A 17,624-nucleotide genomic window follows, 5' to 3' on the forward strand; every position below is an offset into this window, starting at 1 on the left:
CGGGCTTTTTATTATTTTCCCTTCCCAACAAAGAGTTATCGCCCGATTTACGCTTCTTTACCTAGTTTTACGCACTAAACGCTTGTTTCAAATCAGCATCAGTTTATAAATATGATAATAATTTCTATTTCAAGTAACGATGTTCATTCTCATGCCAAAAACTACTATAAAGAAAAAACTTCTCGTCATCGGGGGCCTTTTGCTCGTCATTGGCGGTGCCAGTTATTATTTTTACCCCAAAGAAGCCCCGCTCACTTTTGCTACTCAGCCGGTACAGAAAGGTAATATTGAAAATACCGTACTCGCGACCGGCATGTTGCAGGCCTCTAAGCTGGTCGCTGTCGGTGCTCAGGTTTCAGGTCAGATCGAAAAGCTGGCGGTACAGTTGGGCGATGAGGTTAAACAAGGCGATCTGGTCGCCCAGATTGACAGCCTGACCCAACAAAACAATCTCAAAGAAGCCAATGCTTCACTCAACAGCCTGAAAGCCCAGATTCGTGCCAAACGCGCGCAAATTGCTCAGGCACAGGCCGAGTTCACTCGCCAGAAAGGCATGCTGGCCGATAACGCCAGTTCACGTGCTGACTATGAAAGCGCGCAAGCGACACTCACCGTTTATAAAGCAGAACTTGAGCAACTGAACGCCGAACTCGAACAAGCTGATATCAATGTCGACAGCGCACAAGTCGACCTCGGCTATACCACCATCAGTGCGCCGTTTGACGGTACTGTGGTTTACAGCGCAGTGGAAGAAGGTCAGACGGTGAACGCCAACCAGACCACGCCCACCATTATTGAACTGGCTCAGCTGAATAAAATGACCATCAAAGCGCAGATTTCTGAAGCGGATGTGGTGAACGTTCAGCCCGGCCTGCCTGTTTACTTCACCATCCTGGGTAAGCCAAATAAGCGTTACCACGGTACCCTGCGTGCGATCGAACCCGGCCCTACTCTGATGGACGGTGATGACAAAGATCTCGCGGTCAGCAACGATGAAGCGATCTACTACCATGGTCTGTTTGAAGTTGATAACCCGGATCGCACGCTCCGTATAGGTATGACGGCGCAAGTGTCGGTTGTACTCGACAAAGCTGAACAAGCACTGCTGGTTCCGGCCCAGGTGCTGATCCGCAAGCCGGGCCGCAAGGAGCAATACCAGGTACCTGTGCTGGTCAATGGTCAGGAAGAGATGCGTGACGTGACCGTCGGCATCAATAACAAAATCAACGCGCAAATCACATCCGGTTTGCAAGAAGGTGACCAGATCATCTTAGGCACACAAGGACAAAATGGTGACACCGCCAGCCGTCGTATGGGCCCACGGGGGATGCGTTTTTAATGACCCAGCCACTACTTAATATCAGCAACGTCACCCGCTGTTTTTCCGCCGGTGATGAAACCCTGACGGTGCTGAATAACGTCAACCTGAGCATCGATCGTGGTGAGATGGTGGCGATTGTCGGTACGTCCGGGTCCGGTAAATCGACCCTGATGAATATTCTCGGTTGTCTCGATCAGCCAACCTCCGGTGAATACTGGATTAATGGTCAGAACACGTCACAACTCGAGTCTGATGAGCTGGCACGTCTGCGCCGCGAATATTTCGGTTTTATCTTCCAGCGTTATCATCTGCTGGGCGACCTGACTGCACTGGGCAACGTGGAAATCCCGGCGATTTATGCCGGCTATGACAAAAAAGAGCGTCAGGAACGAGCGCAGAGCCTGCTGGGCCGCCTTGGACTGTCCGACCGCCTCGATCACAAACCTAACCAGCTCAGTGGTGGTCAGCAGCAACGTGTTTCCGTTGCCCGCGCCCTGGTCAATGGTGGGGATGTCATTCTGGCGGACGAACCGACCGGCGCACTGGACAGTAAAAGCGGCTCGGAAATGATGACCCTGTTGCAGGAGCTGCATCAGTTGGGTCACACCATTATCATCGTCACCCACGACATGAAGGTGGCTGAATATGCCAACCGTATCATCGAGATCAAAGATGGTGAAATACTCAGTGATACCGTCAATAAAACCGGTCAGAAAGTCAGTAATCAGGATTTTGTCGCAGCGGCCAGCAATAATAATGCCCTTGCCAGCAGCCGCAGACTGTGGGATTCGTTTTGGGAAGCGCTCAAGATGGCCTTGCTGGCGATGTCCAATCACCGCCTGCGCACCTTCCTGACTATGCTGGGGATTATTATCGGTATTGCTTCCGTGGTCTCTGTGGTGGCATTGGGTAACGGCTCGCAAAAGTCGATCCTCGACAGCATCTCGTCCATGGGTACCAACACCATTGACATCATGCCGGGCAGCGGCTTTGGCGACCGGCGCTCCGGGCAGGTACGCACGCTAACCGCTGCCGATGCCGATGCTTTAACCAACCTGGGCTTTGTTGACAGTGTCACTCCGACCCTGAGTACATCCGCAACAGTGAAATTCGGTAATCAGGCGGTATCCGCGTCAGTACAAGGTGTCGGACCGGACTATTTCCGGGTTAAAGGTTACACCCTGGATTACGGCCAGTTCTGGGATCAAAGCAGCGTCGAGCGCATTGCCCAAGATGTGGTGATTGACAGCAATACCCTTAAGTCGCTGTTTCCAAATGAGAATCCGATTGGTAAAGTCATTTTTGCCGGCAATCTGCCACTGCGAATTATCGGAGTCACTGCGCCGAAAGAGAGCGCTTTTGGTAATAGTGATTCACTCAACATCTGGGCTCCCTACACCACAGTCAGCGCACGAATGATGGGCCAGAATTACCTTAATCGTATCTCGGTGCGGGTCAATGACAACACACCCAGTGATGCGGCGGAACAGGCGATCATTACTTTGCTGAAAATGCGCCACGGTACTCAGGATTTCTTCACCATCAACACCGATACCATTCAGCAGAATATTCAGAAGACCACCGCCACCATGACGTTACTGATCTCGGCGATTGCGGTGATTTCACTGATTGTCGGCGGCATCGGCGTGATGAACATCATGTTGGTGTCAGTGACAGAGCGTACCCGCGAGATTGGTGTCCGTATGGCCGTGGGTGCACGACAAAATGATATTTTGCGTCAGTTCTTGATTGAAGCGGTGCTGGTTTGTTTATGCGGCGGTACGATAGGTATTGGTCTTGCTTATTTAATTGGTGTGCTGTTTGCCACCTTGGGTAGTAGTTTTAATATGATTTATTCCACCACGTCGATCGTATCGGCTTTCCTTTGTTCTACCCTAATCGGTGTGCTGTTCGGCTATCTGCCCGCGCGTAATGCAGCGCGACTGAATCCGATTGATGCCTTGGCGAGGGAATAAGAATGCGTAGTTATCAGATCTCAACCCTGGCTCTGTGTGTCATGCTGGCCACAGGTTGTGTTACCCGCTCTGAGCTGGAGCCACAGGATGTGCAGGTGCCGGACAACTGGCAAAGCAGCCAAAGTGAATCTTCCTCGGCAGCTATCGAACAGTGGTGGAAGAGCTTTAATGATCCTCAACTAAACACTCTGATCGATCAGGTTCTGGCAACCAACAACGATTTGGCTTTAGCGACACTGACCCTGCGTGAAGCCCGCTTACAGGCTGGCCTTGCAGTGAGTGACACATACCCTGACTTGTCTGCCAACGCTTCAGCGCAGCGCAGCAAACCGCTGGACGGCGGTGACAGCTCTGCCAGCTATCAGGCATCATTGGGTGTGAGCTATGAGCTGGATCTATGGGGTAAACTGGCGGCCGCGAAAGACGCCGCGATGTGGACGGCTATGGCCAGCCAGGAAGAGCGTGAAGCAACCGCGCAATCTCTGGTAGCGACTACAGCTCAGCTGTACTGGCAAATCGGCTACCTCAGCCAGCGTATCGCGCTCAGTAACGCCGATATTGATGAAGCGCGCCAAACCCTGGCTTTAACGGAAAGCCAGTATCGTTATGGCTCAGTCTCGCGCATCAATGTATTGGAAGCGCAGCGTTCACTGGCGGGGATTGAAGCCACCCATCGTGATTATCTTCAGCAGTACACCGAAGCCAAAAATGCGTTTGCGCTGTTATTCAACCAACCGCCACAAGAGAGCAAACCAGGTATCAGTACCCTGCCCGACACGGCTCTGCCAGAGATCGAAGCAGGTATTCCTGCCGACGTTCTCAGCCGCCGTCCGGACGTAAAACAGGCGTTGTTTGAGCTTAAATCGGCGCTGGCTGACAAAGACAATACAGATAACAGTTACTTCCCGTCTCTGACCCTGACCGGCGCTTTGGGGGGCTCTTCGACTCAGCTACGTCATCTGCTCAGCGACCCGATTGGCAGCCTCGGCGCAGATCTGGCTTTACCATTCCTTAACTGGAATGAGATGCAGCTCAATCGCGATATTGCCGATGTACGTTATCAGTCAGCGATCATTAACTATCGCCAGACCTTGTACAGTGCCTTTCAGGATGTCGACAACGCGCTTTCCGCCCGTGACAACTACCGTTATCAGGCAGAAAAATTACAGCAACAATACGACAGCGCCAGAGAGGCCGCAGGTATCTACAAAAGCCAGTACCAATATGGTGCCATCGATATCACCACCCTGCTCGACGCTCAGGAAAATGAGCGCAGTGCCAAAGCATCTTTACTGGAAAACCGCTATAACCGCTTAGTCAACCTGGCAACCATATATCAGAGCCTCGGCGGGGAAGATGTTCTCCAATAAGTTATGAAGAAGTTTCAGTATGGCGTTTAAATATCCACTTACAACTTGGGTGGATATTTTGATTTCATGCTGAGACTTCGTTGCATTTACTCAGGTTTATTTTGACATCAGTCACAGCTTTCACCTCTCGTTACCGACACTTCTGTAAAAACCACCTCATCTTGAGCATCGTTTTGTTTCTTAAGCGTATTTCCTGATTGTCCTCTATCTACCTGCTGCCTTATTGATATTTACATAAAATATAGGCCGTTAATATTGGTCTAAATCCATTTCCTGAATCGCTATTTCGTCAAAATTCCTTAACTTGAATAAATCATCAGCCTCAATTAGCTTCTTTTGTGATATTCATTCAATCAATACCAAAAATAAAGAACAATACACATCAGAAATAAGGATTTGTCTATGCGAATGAAAACGTCAGTGATGGCGCTGGGATTATTCAGCAGCCTGGCGCTGTACGGCTGCGGCAGTGATAACGATTCACCCGCAGCTGCCAGTTCCACTTACAGTGTCAAAGCGATTGATGGCTACTTACGCGGGGCTTTGGTGTGGCTCGATCTGGATCAGGATTTCCAGTTGGATGACAACGAGCCTTCGGCAACCTCACAAAGCGGTGGCGTGGCGGAGCTTGATGTCAGTGGCATCACCAATCCGGAAGACTACCCGGTTGTGGTGCAGGCCATCCGCGGAGAAACGGTCGATGAAGATACCGGAAATACAGTTTCAAACGACTTTACCCTCTCCGCTCCACCGGGCACTGCGCAGGTCACGCCCCTTTCCACCTTAGTCCATATTGAAGTGACGTCAGGCAGCTCAGCCGATGTGGCCAGCGCGCAAACAAAAATAGCCAATCAACTCGGCATCAGTGAACAAGATACGCTTTCTGACTATAAAGCCAGTGGCAGCAGCGGTGCCGCCTTTGCTGCACGCAGTCTGGTATCGTCGGGTTCAATGCCTCAGACTCCGCAAGATCTCAATGCAGCAGCGACGGATAATGATGGTAGCAATGAATTACTCGACAACGCGGTTATCGTTGCCGTTGTGATCAAAGCTGAGGTAGAAAGCAAATCCCCGGAACAACTCGATTCAACCTATATCAATAGTGACGGTGCAGTGGATACTGATTCTGACGGTGATGGCGTTGCTGATAGCGACGATGCGTTTCCCGATGATGCCACTGAATGGGCGAACAGTGATAATGATGACATCGGCGACAATGCCGACACCGATGATGACGGCGATAACGTCGCAGATGAAGACGATGCTTTCCCGTTTGATCCGGCCGAAAGTGTCGATACCGATGGTGACGGTATCGGTGATAATGCCGATACCGACGATGACAACGATGGTGTGGCAGACGGTGAGGATGACTTCCCGCTTGATGAAGACGAGAGCCTCGATACTGACGGCGACGGCACCGGTAACAACGCTGACCCAGACGATGATAACGATGGCGTCGCAGACGGCGATGACGCCTTCCCGCTCGATGAAGATGAGAGTGTCGATACAGACGGTGACGGCACCGGTAACAACGCAGATACCGATGACGATGATGACGGGGTTCCAGATGCGATTGACGATGATCCGCTCGATGATTCAGTCGGTGCAGGCGACACCGGTCAGATAATCCAGTATTTGCAGCAACAAACGGCCGTCTACGCTCTGTACGCCGATGATGACGACAACGACCAGGTTCGGGTATACAGTGAAATGCTGACCATCAACGGTACAATGGCAATGATGGACAGTACTACACTGGTCAAAGCCGATAAAACCGAGGTTAGTGTCAGCAGCGAAAATTCAGATCTGGTGCTGACGGAATCGGGCTGGAGTACCCAAACCGGGCTTTACACTATCGATTTCTCTGATAACGCTTTGGTGGCTTATCCAAGCGATCACACCAATCTGCGTTATACCCTGAGTGGTAGTTTACGTTCCCTGGCAGGCAGTCTGGTGGCTGACACCGATATCGACTGGGATAACTTCAACGACCAAACCGCGACCTATCCGCAAGATGCTTATCTGATTTCTCTCGGATTGACTCCGGCTCAGAATAACTACTACATGTGGGACTGGACGCCGTACATTCACGATGGACCGGACAACAGCCATGAAGGTGCCACCAGCCTGTCAGAACTAATTTTTGCTGAGGCTGGCAGTTCGAGTCTCGCGACATCAGAACTGCAGGGAATGAGTATTGGCGACAGTATCCTGGTTAAGTTTGTCGAAGGCGGCGTAGCGCAGTACTATCAGGCCGACTGGCAAGCAGGCATCGCAACTCTGGTCGCATCTTCAACCTGGGAACAGCAGACCATCAATAATGAGTCACTGCTGTTGTTCACTCTTCCTCAGGATGCACTGACTGCGTTTGGTGACGCATTTGATGAGCCAACGCCACATATGCTGGCCAGTGTTTATCAGGGAGCGGTGTACATAGGTAACATGGAAATGGCCGGCATTATGCTGGATGACGAAGATATCACGTTGTTTAGTGACAGTGCTAAAAACGCGCTGCTCGCTGCTGCCGATATCCCGCTAAATCAATGCAGTGAAGGTGACAATGACGGGTTAACCAGCGTGACCATGAGCGACTTCGAAGCTGCTATCGAAAGCTGTTATGGGTCAGCCGCGATCAGCGAGGATATGGTCGCCGGTAATAATTTCCACCGGGTACGCGGTGACGGTTCTACTCGTGATTACAGCTTTAATGCCGATTACACCATGACCATATACCGTGACGGTCAGGAAGGCGATACCACGACCTGGGCCATTGAAAACGGTTATATAAAGATCACCGATAGTAGTCTGCCAGACGAAAGCTGGTACTGGGCATTAGTCGACTCGTCAGACACGCAATGGTCACTCAAGTTCTTTGAAACCTACAGCGACGGAAACGGTGACGTTGTCACAGAAATCTGGTCAGACACCGTCGCGCTCATAGAGTTGGGCGCCTGTTCAGTCGAACAAGGTCTTGGCAAAAGTTACACTGACTTTACCGCTACACTGGACACCTATCAAAGCTGTAGTGGCGTCCTGCCAACCGTCAGCGCGAGCGATTTGTACGGTGCTGAACTGCTGCGGATACGTTCCAATGGCGAGACTCGTTTGTACACCTTCGCCACGGACGGCAGCGCCGAATATTATCGCGATGGCATGGTACGCACACGCAAGTGGTTGATTAATGACGATGGCTTTATTGAACTGCGTTACAGCGACGACAGCACAGCGGAATACCTCGCCTTGCTGGCTGAACCGCAGGGAGATGATGTTCTGGAGTTTGCCGTCTTTAGCCCGGAAGATGCAGAGATTTGGCTGACCCAATACACCAGCATCGATGGCAATCCTGAAATCAGCGAGTGCACCCAGGGTAATACGGATTGGGACGATGTGGATGATGTGCCACTATCCTACGTCGATTACAGCACCTATCTCCAGGCGGTGAACGACTGCTTACTGCAAAGTGAGTCTCAAGCCGCATTCAGCAACGCATTTATGGCGCAATTGCCACGCACAATGTCGAGCACGAATCCGGAAGATAGCGAAGCCTACATCTTCAATTCGGATGGAGTCGGCAGCTTCACTGACGGTACCGACAGCTACGCATTCACCTGGACAGTTGATGATGCAAGTGGTGAGCTGACAGTAACCCTGACCGCGGGAACGACCATTTATGTTGACAACATGCATATTGTCGACACTGACGGGGTTAACTTCTCACTGAAAGTGATGTCACGCTCAACAGAATGGCAAGGCATCGAGGAAACCGACGAAGGTGAAGTGTGGACGGACGTCTACTCTTTCGAGTAAACCTGCGGTGTTGTTTTCAAGTGCTGTTTTTTTAAAGGACATTGTGATTTAAAAAACCGTGTCATTTAAGCTGAACATTCACCTGAAAAACAAAATAAAAGAAGCCCGGAACTATGCCGGGCTTCTTTTCATCTGTGACCTAATCAGCCGGTATAAATACAACCTGCGGTACAGGTTTCTTTAATTTCGACTTTGCTCAGCATCGGCAGATCAGGCTTCAGCTGTTGCCAAATCCATTTGGCCAGCACTTCGCTGGTTGGGTTTTCCAAACCTTCAATGTCATTCAGGTAGTAGTGGTCCAGACGATCGTAAATCGGTTTAAACGCGGCTTTGATTTCCGCAAAGTCCACCAGCCAACCTGTATGAGGATCCACGTCACCTGCTACATACAGGCGAACTAAAAAAGAGTGTCCATGCAGACGACCGCACTTGTGACCTTCAGGCACATGTGGCAGATGGTGAGCTGCTTCAAACATGAACTCTTTGTAAATCTCAGTTTTCATCTCGGTTCTCAGGCTTTCAAAAGAGACGCAATACTACGGAATCTCACAGTGTGAGACAAGTCACTCTAACACTAATTAAGCGTTTAGCAGCGAAAAGCGACGCAGCAGATAAAGAATGACGTACCCAATGAAAAAAGATCACCCAACATTCTCCCTGGGTCACAAATCCAAAATCCACATTTTGTCTAAGGTCACAATAACTTAAGTTTCATTTTTGTAGCGCTGGCTCTTTACCGCTAAAGTCATTAGGTCTGTTCCCTACAACGATAATAAGATAAATAATCATGCGCTTAACCATCACTGCCAAACTGCTGTTCACACTTGTGACTGTGTTTTTCATGGTCTTAGCCGGCTCGACTGCCTATCAATACTGGCAGCAACGTGACCTTATCCATTCCGTACTCAGTGAACAACTGCACGATAAAGCCAGCAACTATTTCGACAGCCTCAACATGATGATGCTGACCGGTACCATGGCGCAAAAAGAAACACTGCGCCAAAAAGCACTGTCCCAACAAGGCATAGAACAGGTTCGGGTTTTGAGAAGCGACGCCGTCACCAAGCTTTACGGACCCGGTGAGGATTACCAGCAGCCGCAAGATGAGATTGACCGCCGCGCGTTGGGCGGCGAACTGGTACTGGAGCCTTATCAGGCCGACTGGGGCAAAGGACTGGTCGTGGCGCTGCCAATGAGGTCAAGTGAAAACTATCGCGGTACAAATTGTGTTGCGTGCCATATGGCCGCCGAAGGTGAAGTACTCGGCGTCATTCGCCTTGAATATAATCTCAGCCAGTTGACACAACGGGTTGCTCATCGCACGCTGATTGGGATCGGTATCATGGCTGCCATTGCCCTGCTCGGTTTCCTGCTCACCATGTGGCTGATTCGTAAACTGATCGTGCGCCCTATCCAACACACCTCACTGTTTATGCAGCATGTCAGTGACAGTAAGGATCTGTCGCAACGGCTCAGACCAGGCAACCAGGATGAATTAGGCCAACTGGCCTCCTCAATCAATTCGTTGATTGATACCGTGTCACACAGCCTCAGCCAGGTACAAGATACCTCGCGCAGCCTGAGTCACTCTGCCAACCAACTGACCGATGTGGCACAAGTTACCGATCAGGCTGCCAACCACCAACAGAGTGAAACGGCCGTGGTGCAGATGAACATTGAAGAAATGCAAACCAAACAGCGTCAGGTTGAACAAGCCACTATCGACGCTGCAGCGTTGATCAATCACACCACCAACGCCGCACAACAGAGTGCACAACAGGCTCACATCGCCAGCCAGGACATCAAGCTTCTGGTCGACGATATTGATGGCGTAAAAAACAAGATTGCCCAATTGAACGACCAGACCAATGAAGTCACTTCAATTCTTGAAGTGATTAAAGGCATCGCCGATCAGACCAATTTACTTGCACTCAATGCGGCGATTGAAGCGGCCCGTGCCGGCGAACAAGGACGCGGATTTGCAGTAGTGGCCGATGAAGTACGTCAACTCGCCTCACGGACTGCTGAAGCAACTGGTAATATTGAAAATATCATTGCCCAGTTCCAGCGTGATAGTGAAACGTCTCTCACATCGGTCGATAGCGTCTCTGCCCAGGCGCACCAGCGCTCTACCGAAATTGAGGCGTTGTCATCCGTGATGACCCGAGTGGTTGCTGAAATGCAACAGGTACTTGACCATGCCAGTGGTATTCAGGAGCAAACCCGACAAACAGCAACCGTGAGCCAGGAGGTGGAAGTTAAGATTGATATCATCACCAAACATGCTGATGAGACCTCCCAGTCTGCCACCCAAACCCGGCAAATTAGCCTGAATCTCGAACAATTGTCCCAGCAGCTGGAAGCTCTGCTCAATCAATTCACGATTTCGCATAAGAAATGAGCAGTTAGGCAACATTAATGGTTGATGCTGACGAATTGACAGGTAATATGTTCCGTTGAATCTGTAAAATTCAATCCATCCGAAAGTTCGCTTATTTGTTAACCACACAAGCGCATCAACAACCGCGCTGAAACAGTGGCGACCGTTTGAAATTCGGGTGGAATTTTTACCTCAATGGAGATTATATCAAACATGACTTACGCGCCTGTAAAAGACGTACTAAGCGGTAAGCTGGCGGTTGACAGTGAAGTAACTGTTCGCGGCTGGATCCGTACACGTCGCGATTCCAAAGCTGGAATTTCTTTCCTTGCCATCTATGACGGCTCTTGTTTCGACCCGATTCAGGCCGTGGTCCCTAATAATCTGAATAATTACAACGACGAAGTACTGAAGCTGACAACCGGCTGCTCTGTCGAAGTAACAGGTAAAGTGGTTGAGTCTCCGGCGAGCGGTCAGGATTTTGAACTGGCAGCAACGGGCGTAAAAGTGGTTGGCTGGGTTGAAGACGCTGATACCTACCCGATGGCAAAAACCCGTCACTCAATTGAGTACTTACGTGAAGTGGCGCACCTGCGTCCGCGCACTAACGTTATCGGTGCGGTTGCCCGTGTGCGTAACTGTCTGTCACAAGCGATTCACCGTTTCTACCACGAGCAAGGCTACTACTGGGTATCTGCACCACTGATCACCGCATCCGATGCCGAAGGTGCCGGTGAGATGTTCAGAGTCTCCACTCTGGATATGGAAAACCTGCCACGTACCGACAAAGGTGCTGTGGATTACAACGAAGATTTCTTCGGTAAAGAAACCTTCCTGACCGTATCTGGCCAGTTGAACGCCGAAGCATACGCTTGTGCGCTGAGCAAAGTGTACACCTTTGGCCCGACGTTCCGCGCTGAAAACTCAAACACCAGCCGTCACCTGGCGGAGTTCTGGATGGTTGAACCTGAAGTCGCGTTTGCTGATCTGAACGACGTCGCAAAACTGGCCGAAGACATGCTGAAATACGTGTTTAAAGCGGTACTGGAAGAGCGCCGTGATGACCTGGAATTCTTCGCGCAGCGTATCGACAAAGATGCCGTGACTCGTCTGGAGAAATTCGTTTCTTCTGACTTCGCTCAGGTTGACTACACTGACGCCATCGAGATCCTGCTGAAATCAGGTAAAGAGTTCGAATTCCCGGTTGAATGGGGTATCGACCTGGCTTCAGAACACGAGCGTTTCCTGGCCGAAGAGCACTTCGAAGCTCCGGTTATCGTGAAGAACTATCCGAAAGACATCAAAGCGTTCTACATGCGTATGAACGACGATGGCAAAACTGTGGCAGCAATGGACGTTCTGGCACCGGGAATCGGTGAAATCATCGGTGGTTCACAGCGTGAAGAGCGCCTGGACGTACTGGATGCACGTATGGTGGAAATGGGTATCGATCCTGAGCACATGAACTGGTACCGTGATCTGCGCCGCTACGGCACAGTACCACACGCAGGTTTCGGCCTGGGCTTCGAGCGTCTGGTTTCTTACGTAACCGGTATGGGTAACGTTCGTGACGTGATCCCATTCCCACGTACACCACGCAGCGCAAACTTCTAAGCCTGCGCTAGCGGCGCTAACGTCATAAGCCAGCGCAGCAAACATCGCATAGGCCTCCGTTTACGGAGGCTTTTTTATTGCCTCTCCCGCTTCCGTTACTTCGGCGTCATGCCAAATGTAAACTCAATTTGCAGCGAATTTAATTCGATCAAGTGACGGGGCTTGTTCATACTTAGGATATTGCTATTCAGCTCTGTTGATAGTGACCAAGTGAAGAACTTAGGGAGCAGATGATGAAAGTGTTTAAAATCGAGGACCTCTATTACAACGGGGTCAAAGACGGGGTTCATAGCTGGGACCATCCTAACGCTTCAAACCCCTATTACTGGCACCCGGACTGGTTGCATATTGCCGAAGATGCAACTGGGCTGTATCCGAAACAACCACTGGATGTCCAAGATGGTGAACAGGCCACTGAAGAAGACGCCAAGAAAGCCATCATTAAACATCTCAATGATGAGCAATCATCTTAGTGGTTGTTTTATCGCCACTCCAACCGTTATCCGGTTCAACCCGAACCGGATAATCCCCGACAAACTGTGAGAATAGCGCACCTTCGCTTTGTTACGTAAAAGTTAACGATTACCTGACATTTTGCCGTCACTCAATATTCAGCCAAGCCTTATCGCAGAGCCGATAAACGGCTTTTTATCCCGACGATACATGCATCGATTTCTCATTAAACCCTGATTAATTTGACAAAACAGAGCCAAATTAATCAGCCAAAATCCCAGGTTTAGTGTGACTTCATCAACTCATTAAAATTTTTTAAATTTTTCTGTGAAGTGCTGTTGTCACAACAAGGGCAGAAAGGTATAAATACGATAAATTTCATCGAAATTTTTCTTCCCACCTTAACTAACATGGATGAGCATTATGTTTGAAAAAATTGTCGCAGCTCCGGCTGACCCGATTCTTGGTCTGACTGAAGAGTTTAAAAATGATCCTCGTACAGACAAAATCAACCTGGGTGTTGGTATTTACAAGAATGAAGCTGGCGAAACTCCCGTTCTTGCGACAGTGAAAAAAGCAGAAGCCGCGCTGCTGGAATCAGAAAAAACCAAATCTTACCTGACGATTGAAGGTATGGCAGAGTACAGCCTGGCTGTACAAAAACTGCTGTTCGGTGCAGATTCTGATATCGTTGCTCAGAAGCTGGCGAAAACTGCTCAAGCCCCGGGTGGTACTGGCGCATTGCGTATCGCGGGTGAGTTCATCAAACGTCAAATTGGCGATGTTAAGGTGTGGATCAGCAACCCGACATGGGCAAACCACCACGGTGTGTTTAACGCTGCTGGTCTGGAAACTGCTGCTTATTCATACTACAACGCAGAAGCGAAAGATAAAGACTTTGCGGCCATGGTCGCAGACCTTGAGCAAGCTTCTGCCGGCGATGTCGTGCTGCTGCACGGATGTTGCCACAACCCAACCGGTATCGATCCAACGGCTGAAGAGTGGGAAACCCTGGCTAAACTGGTTGCAGACAAAGGTCTGCTGCCAATGTTTGACTTTGCATACCAAGGCTTTGCAAAAGGTGTGGAAGACGATGCTGCCGGCCTGCGTACCTTTGCTAAGTACAATAAAGAGATCCTGGTTGCGAGCTCATTCTCTAAAAACTTCGGCCTGTACAACGAGCGTGTCGGTGCCTTCACTCTGGTGGCAGAATCAGAAGAAGTGGCGACCACTGCATTTTCTCAGGTTAAAGCGATCATCCGCTCTATCTACTCAAACCCACCAGCTCACGGTGCAGCGGTAGTGACTCACATTCTGAACAATGCAGAACTGCGTCAGGAATGGGAAGCAGAAGTGGCAGAAATGCGTGAACGTATTCAGGAAATGCGCGAACTCTTCGTTGCAACACTGAAAGAGAAAGGCGTTACTGCAGACTTCAGCTTTATTGAGCGTCAAAACGGCATGTTCTCTTTCTCTGGCCTGAGCAAAGAGCAAGTGACCCGTCTGAAAGACGAGTTCGGTATCTACATCGTAGGTTCTGGCCGTATCAGCGTTGCCGGCATGACCAAATCCAACATGCAGCCTCTGTGTGACGGCATCAAAGCGGTTCTGTAACTCGCGCTGTTATCCGTTTCTCTGTCTTACAAAGCCGGCCCCATGTCGGCTTTGTTGTTTTCCCTCCCCCCGCATTTTGTGCACGTCACTGGTTTAAACCGGGAAGATTGTTAAGAACCTCTCCAGGAATGGTTGAGAAGCTGGCAAGTCGTTCGAAAATTGAAAATAGTTCTGAATACCCAGCCACTTAAGCTAGACTGAAATCACATCAGCGCCTTTTGCTTATTGCATTGATAGGTCACACAGCCGGATGATAACCATCAGCTCAAGACATGATTTATCAGGCAGGTAACCAGCAACGCACAGATAGCCATCACCCGACCGCTATTTTGGCGTGCATTTCTGTGTTATCGGAAAAATTCGTGTAGTATGAATACTTTCCAACAGCACTGAGCTGTATATCCTTAACCAGCGTACACGTCACCACGCAAGGAGCCATAGATGGAAGCGGAACTATTAGAAATAAAAAACTTCCTCAGCCAACATCCGCCGTTCAGCGATTTACCTGAAGAAACGCTGGAAGACATTGCACACAACGTCGAGATCACTTATTACCGACAAGATACTCCGATCATTCGCTTTGGCGACCATACCGAAGAACTGTATATGATCCGTAGTGGCGTGGTGGAAGTGTACCGTCGTAAAGGGGAACTGTATAACCGTCTGACAGAAGGCGGCCTGTTTGGTCAGATGGGCTTACTGACCAACAACAAAGTGCGTTTCCCGGTTACCGCGATTGAAGATACTCTGGTGTACTGTATTCCTGAAGCCGTATTTCAGTCTCTGTATGAATCCTACGATACGTTCGCTGATTTTGTCGAAGTACAGGATAATGCCCGTTTACGCCAGGCCGTTTCCAGTACTGCGGAACAGAACGACTTGACCACAGTGAAAGTCAAACGTCTCATTACCCGCGAAGCCCCATATGTGAATAAAGGCGCCAGCATCCAGGACGTCGCGGTCAAAATGGCGGAAGAGAACGTCTCGTCCATGCTGATCATCGACCCGGACATTCTTGAAGATGATGAGGAAGACAGCCGTCCCCTGATTGGTATTCTGACGGACCGCGACCTGTGTCGCAGAGTTGTGGCTGAGGGCGTGAAATACGTTGAACCGGTAGAAAGTGTCATGACATCAGATGTCATCTCGCTTGATCACAACGCCTACGTCTATGAAGCCATGCTGATGATGTTGCGATACAACGTGCACCATCTGCCGATCCTGAAAGGTCGTAAACCCATCGGGATTCTGGATATCACGGACATCGTTCGTCATGAATCACAAAACTCACTGTTACTGGTCAGCAGCATCTTCCAGCAAAACAGCATTGAGGACCTGGCACAGATTTCCAAACAGGTGAAGAACAGTTTTGTGCGTCTGGTTAATGAAGATGCCAACTCGCACATGGTCGGTACCGCAATGTCGGTGATCGGCCGCAGCTTCAAACAGCGCATTATTGAACTGGCTGAAGAAAATCTCGGCCCCGCCCCAATTCCCTATTGCTTCCTGGCCCTTGGGTCAATGGGTCGTGATGAACAGTTAGTCGTCACTGATCAGGACAACGCCATCATTCTGGATGACAGTTATAACGAAGCTGAACACGGTGAATATTTTGCCCAGTTCTCCAAGTTCGTCTGTGATGGTCTGGCCGAATGTGGCTACAGCTACTGCACCGGCGACATTATGGCCACCAACCCGATGTGGCGTATGACCCGTCGTGAGTGGGAAGACTGCTTTGCTGACTGGATCGACAATCCGAATCCTAAAGCGCTGCTGAATGCCTCAATCTTCTTCGATCTGGACGGCGTTTATGGTCGCCTGAAATGGGCAGAACAGCTGACCGGGTTTATCGTGCGCCGTGCGCGTCGTAACAACCGTTTTCTGGCCTGCTTGGCACGCAACGCGCTGAACCGTACCCCGCCACTCGGCTTCTTTAAGAGCTTCGTGATGGAAAAAGATGGCCGTCATAATAACTCCATTAACCTTAAACGCCGTGGTACTGCGCCGCTGGCCGATTTAATCCGCGTGCATGCGCTGGCCGTCGGCTCACGAGCGAAGAACTCGTTTGAACGTCTGGATGATATTATTAACGCTGGCATCCTGCCTAAAGGCCGCGGTATGGACCTGCGTGATGCACTGGAATTTATCTCCATGGTACGTATCCGTCACCAGGCCATTGATGTTGAGAATGACATTGCCGCCGATAACAATATCGAACCGGAACATCTGTCTGATTTTGAACGCCGTAACCTCAAAGATGCTTTCCAGATCCTGAGTAACGCCCAGAACTTCCTCAAGTACCGTTACCAAGCCAGCAGCAGCATTAAGTAAGGTCGCAGCATGATAAAACTTTTTCAGCCGCCCAGTATCGACTGGCAGTATAAGTACAAAGCCAAACAGAATGTGGTGAAAGATCCGCTGTTACAGCAGTTCTACCAGACCGAGTTACCCAACCCGGACACACCGATGAGTGAGATGACCTTTGTGGCAATGGATTTTGAGACGACCGGCCTTAACGCCGACAAAGACGAAATCATTACTATCGGGCTGGTGCCGTTTACTCTCAACCGGGTCTATCTCAACCGGGCTAAACACTGGACGGTCAGACCGCGACAAAAACTCGATGAGAACTCGATTGTCATTCATGGCATCACCCATAACGATATCATGGATGCTCCGGATCTGAATGAAATTGTTGAGGAAGTGCTTAATGAGCTGGCCGGACACGTCCTGGTGGTGCATTACCACAAGATTGAGCGCGAGTTTCTTGACCGCGCCCTGAAACGCCGGATTGGTGAAGGCATCGAGTTTCCGGTGATTGATACTATGGAGCTTGAGAGCCAGATTCAGAAACGGCAGACCGCTGGTATTGTCAATAAAATCATGGGTAAACGGCCTGACTCGGTGCGATTAGGGCAATCGCGTATGCGCTACAACCTGCCCGCCTACACGCCGCACCACGCGCTGACCGATGCCATCGCTACAGCTGAGCTGCTGCAGGCACAAATTGCCCACCACTTTTCCGGTGATCAACCGCTGCGTCAGTTCTGGCTCTAAACGCAAATTAGCATGACTTAGCTGTTTTAGCT

The 17,624-nt window shown here is 50.1% G+C and carries 11 protein-coding genes; 10 read left to right on the top strand and 1 reads right to left on the bottom strand.

Annotated features, from left to right (window positions below):
* Window positions 1-151 precede the first annotated feature (151 nt).
* The 4 genes from J0X00_RS20015 to J0X00_RS20030 all read left to right on the top strand — a co-directional run bounded on the left by J0X00_RS20015 (window position 152) and on the right by J0X00_RS20030 (window position 8,474).
* Complete coding sequence (locus tag J0X00_RS20015) at window positions 152-1,339, top strand: efflux RND transporter periplasmic adaptor subunit (RefSeq protein ID WP_282477576.1); 1,188 nt, start codon at window positions 152-154, stop codon at window positions 1,337-1,339.
* Window positions 1,339-3,297 carry a MacB family efflux pump subunit gene (locus tag J0X00_RS20020; protein WP_136484895.1) on the top strand — a complete coding sequence of 653 codons (1,959 nt, stop codon included), beginning with the start codon at window positions 1,339-1,341 and terminating at the stop codon, window positions 3,295-3,297. The genes J0X00_RS20015 and J0X00_RS20020 overlap by 1 nt, the downstream gene beginning before the upstream one ends.
* 2 nt (window positions 3,298-3,299) lie before the next feature.
* The gene (locus J0X00_RS20025) at window positions 3,300-4,667 is read left to right on the top strand and encodes an efflux transporter outer membrane subunit (protein ID WP_282477577.1); all 1,368 of its coding nucleotides are present in this window, start codon (window positions 3,300-3,302) and stop codon (window positions 4,665-4,667) included.
* 402 nt (window positions 4,668-5,069) lie between these two features.
* Window positions 5,070-8,474 carry a hypothetical protein gene (locus J0X00_RS20030; protein ID WP_282477578.1) on the top strand — a complete coding sequence of 1,135 codons (3,405 nt, stop codon included), beginning with the start codon at window positions 5,070-5,072 and terminating at the stop codon, window positions 8,472-8,474.
* 143 nt (window positions 8,475-8,617) lie between these two features.
* Here the strand turns inward: J0X00_RS20030 and queD are convergent, their stop codons facing one another.
* Window positions 8,618-8,977: a 6-carboxytetrahydropterin synthase QueD gene (gene queD, locus J0X00_RS20035; protein ID WP_136484889.1), complete on the bottom strand. Its 360-nt coding sequence runs from the start codon at window positions 8,975-8,977 to the stop codon at window positions 8,618-8,620.
* Window positions 8,978-9,261: 284 nt separating this feature from the next.
* Between queD and J0X00_RS20040 the strand changes: the two genes are divergently transcribed.
* The 6 genes from J0X00_RS20040 to J0X00_RS20065 all read left to right on the top strand — a co-directional run bounded on the left by J0X00_RS20040 (window position 9,262) and on the right by J0X00_RS20065 (window position 17,592).
* The gene (locus J0X00_RS20040) at window positions 9,262-10,875 is read left to right on the top strand and encodes a methyl-accepting chemotaxis protein (RefSeq protein WP_282477579.1); all 1,614 of its coding nucleotides are present in this window, start codon (window positions 9,262-9,264) and stop codon (window positions 10,873-10,875) included.
* A gap of 192 nt (window positions 10,876-11,067) precedes the next feature.
* A complete protein-coding gene (gene asnS, locus J0X00_RS20045) occupies window positions 11,068-12,468 on the top strand; it encodes an asparagine--tRNA ligase (RefSeq protein ID WP_136484887.1) in 1,401 nt (466 codons plus the stop codon).
* A 233-nt stretch (window positions 12,469-12,701) separates the two neighbouring features.
* Complete coding sequence (locus J0X00_RS20050; RefSeq protein ID WP_136485003.1) at window positions 12,702-12,941, top strand: hypothetical protein; 240 nt, start codon at window positions 12,702-12,704, stop codon at window positions 12,939-12,941.
* A 394-nt stretch (window positions 12,942-13,335) separates the two neighbouring features.
* The gene (locus tag J0X00_RS20055) at window positions 13,336-14,535 is read left to right on the top strand and encodes an amino acid aminotransferase (RefSeq protein WP_168797010.1); all 1,200 of its coding nucleotides are present in this window, start codon (window positions 13,336-13,338) and stop codon (window positions 14,533-14,535) included.
* Window positions 14,536-14,976: 441 nt separating this feature from the next.
* The gene (locus J0X00_RS20060; protein WP_136484883.1) at window positions 14,977-16,866 is read left to right on the top strand and encodes a DUF294 nucleotidyltransferase-like domain-containing protein; all 1,890 of its coding nucleotides are present in this window, start codon (window positions 14,977-14,979) and stop codon (window positions 16,864-16,866) included.
* A gap of 9 nt (window positions 16,867-16,875) precedes the next feature.
* A complete protein-coding gene (locus J0X00_RS20065) occupies window positions 16,876-17,592 on the top strand; it encodes a 3'-5' exonuclease (protein WP_282477580.1) in 717 nt (238 codons plus the stop codon).
* Window positions 17,593-17,624: the final 32 nt, after the last annotated feature.

Origin of the sequence: Vibrio sp. ABG19, from assembly GCF_029962385.1 — a bacterium.
Lineage (GTDB): Bacteria > Pseudomonadota > Gammaproteobacteria > Enterobacterales > Vibrionaceae > Vibrio > Vibrio ostreae.

Coding starts and splice junctions, on each gene's coding strand:
- J0X00_RS20015 (WP_282477576.1), top strand. CDS start 152: ATGCCAAAAACTACTATAAAGAAAAAACTTCTCGTCATCGGGGGCCTT.
- J0X00_RS20020 (WP_136484895.1), top strand. CDS start 1,339: ATGACCCAGCCACTACTTAATATCAGCAACGTCACCCGCTGTTTTTCC.
- J0X00_RS20025 (WP_282477577.1), top strand. CDS start 3,300: ATGCGTAGTTATCAGATCTCAACCCTGGCTCTGTGTGTCATGCTGGCC.
- J0X00_RS20030 (WP_282477578.1), top strand. CDS start 5,070: ATGCGAATGAAAACGTCAGTGATGGCGCTGGGATTATTCAGCAGCCTG.
- queD (WP_136484889.1), bottom strand. CDS start 8,977: ATGAAAACTGAGATTTACAAAGAGTTCATGTTTGAAGCAGCTCACCAT.
- J0X00_RS20040 (WP_282477579.1), top strand. CDS start 9,262: ATGCGCTTAACCATCACTGCCAAACTGCTGTTCACACTTGTGACTGTG.
- asnS (WP_136484887.1), top strand. CDS start 11,068: ATGACTTACGCGCCTGTAAAAGACGTACTAAGCGGTAAGCTGGCGGTT.
- J0X00_RS20050 (WP_136485003.1), top strand. CDS start 12,702: ATGAAAGTGTTTAAAATCGAGGACCTCTATTACAACGGGGTCAAAGAC.
- J0X00_RS20055 (WP_168797010.1), top strand. CDS start 13,336: ATGAGCATTATGTTTGAAAAAATTGTCGCAGCTCCGGCTGACCCGATT.
- J0X00_RS20060 (WP_136484883.1), top strand. CDS start 14,977: ATGGAAGCGGAACTATTAGAAATAAAAAACTTCCTCAGCCAACATCCG.
- J0X00_RS20065 (WP_282477580.1), top strand. CDS start 16,876: ATGATAAAACTTTTTCAGCCGCCCAGTATCGACTGGCAGTATAAGTAC.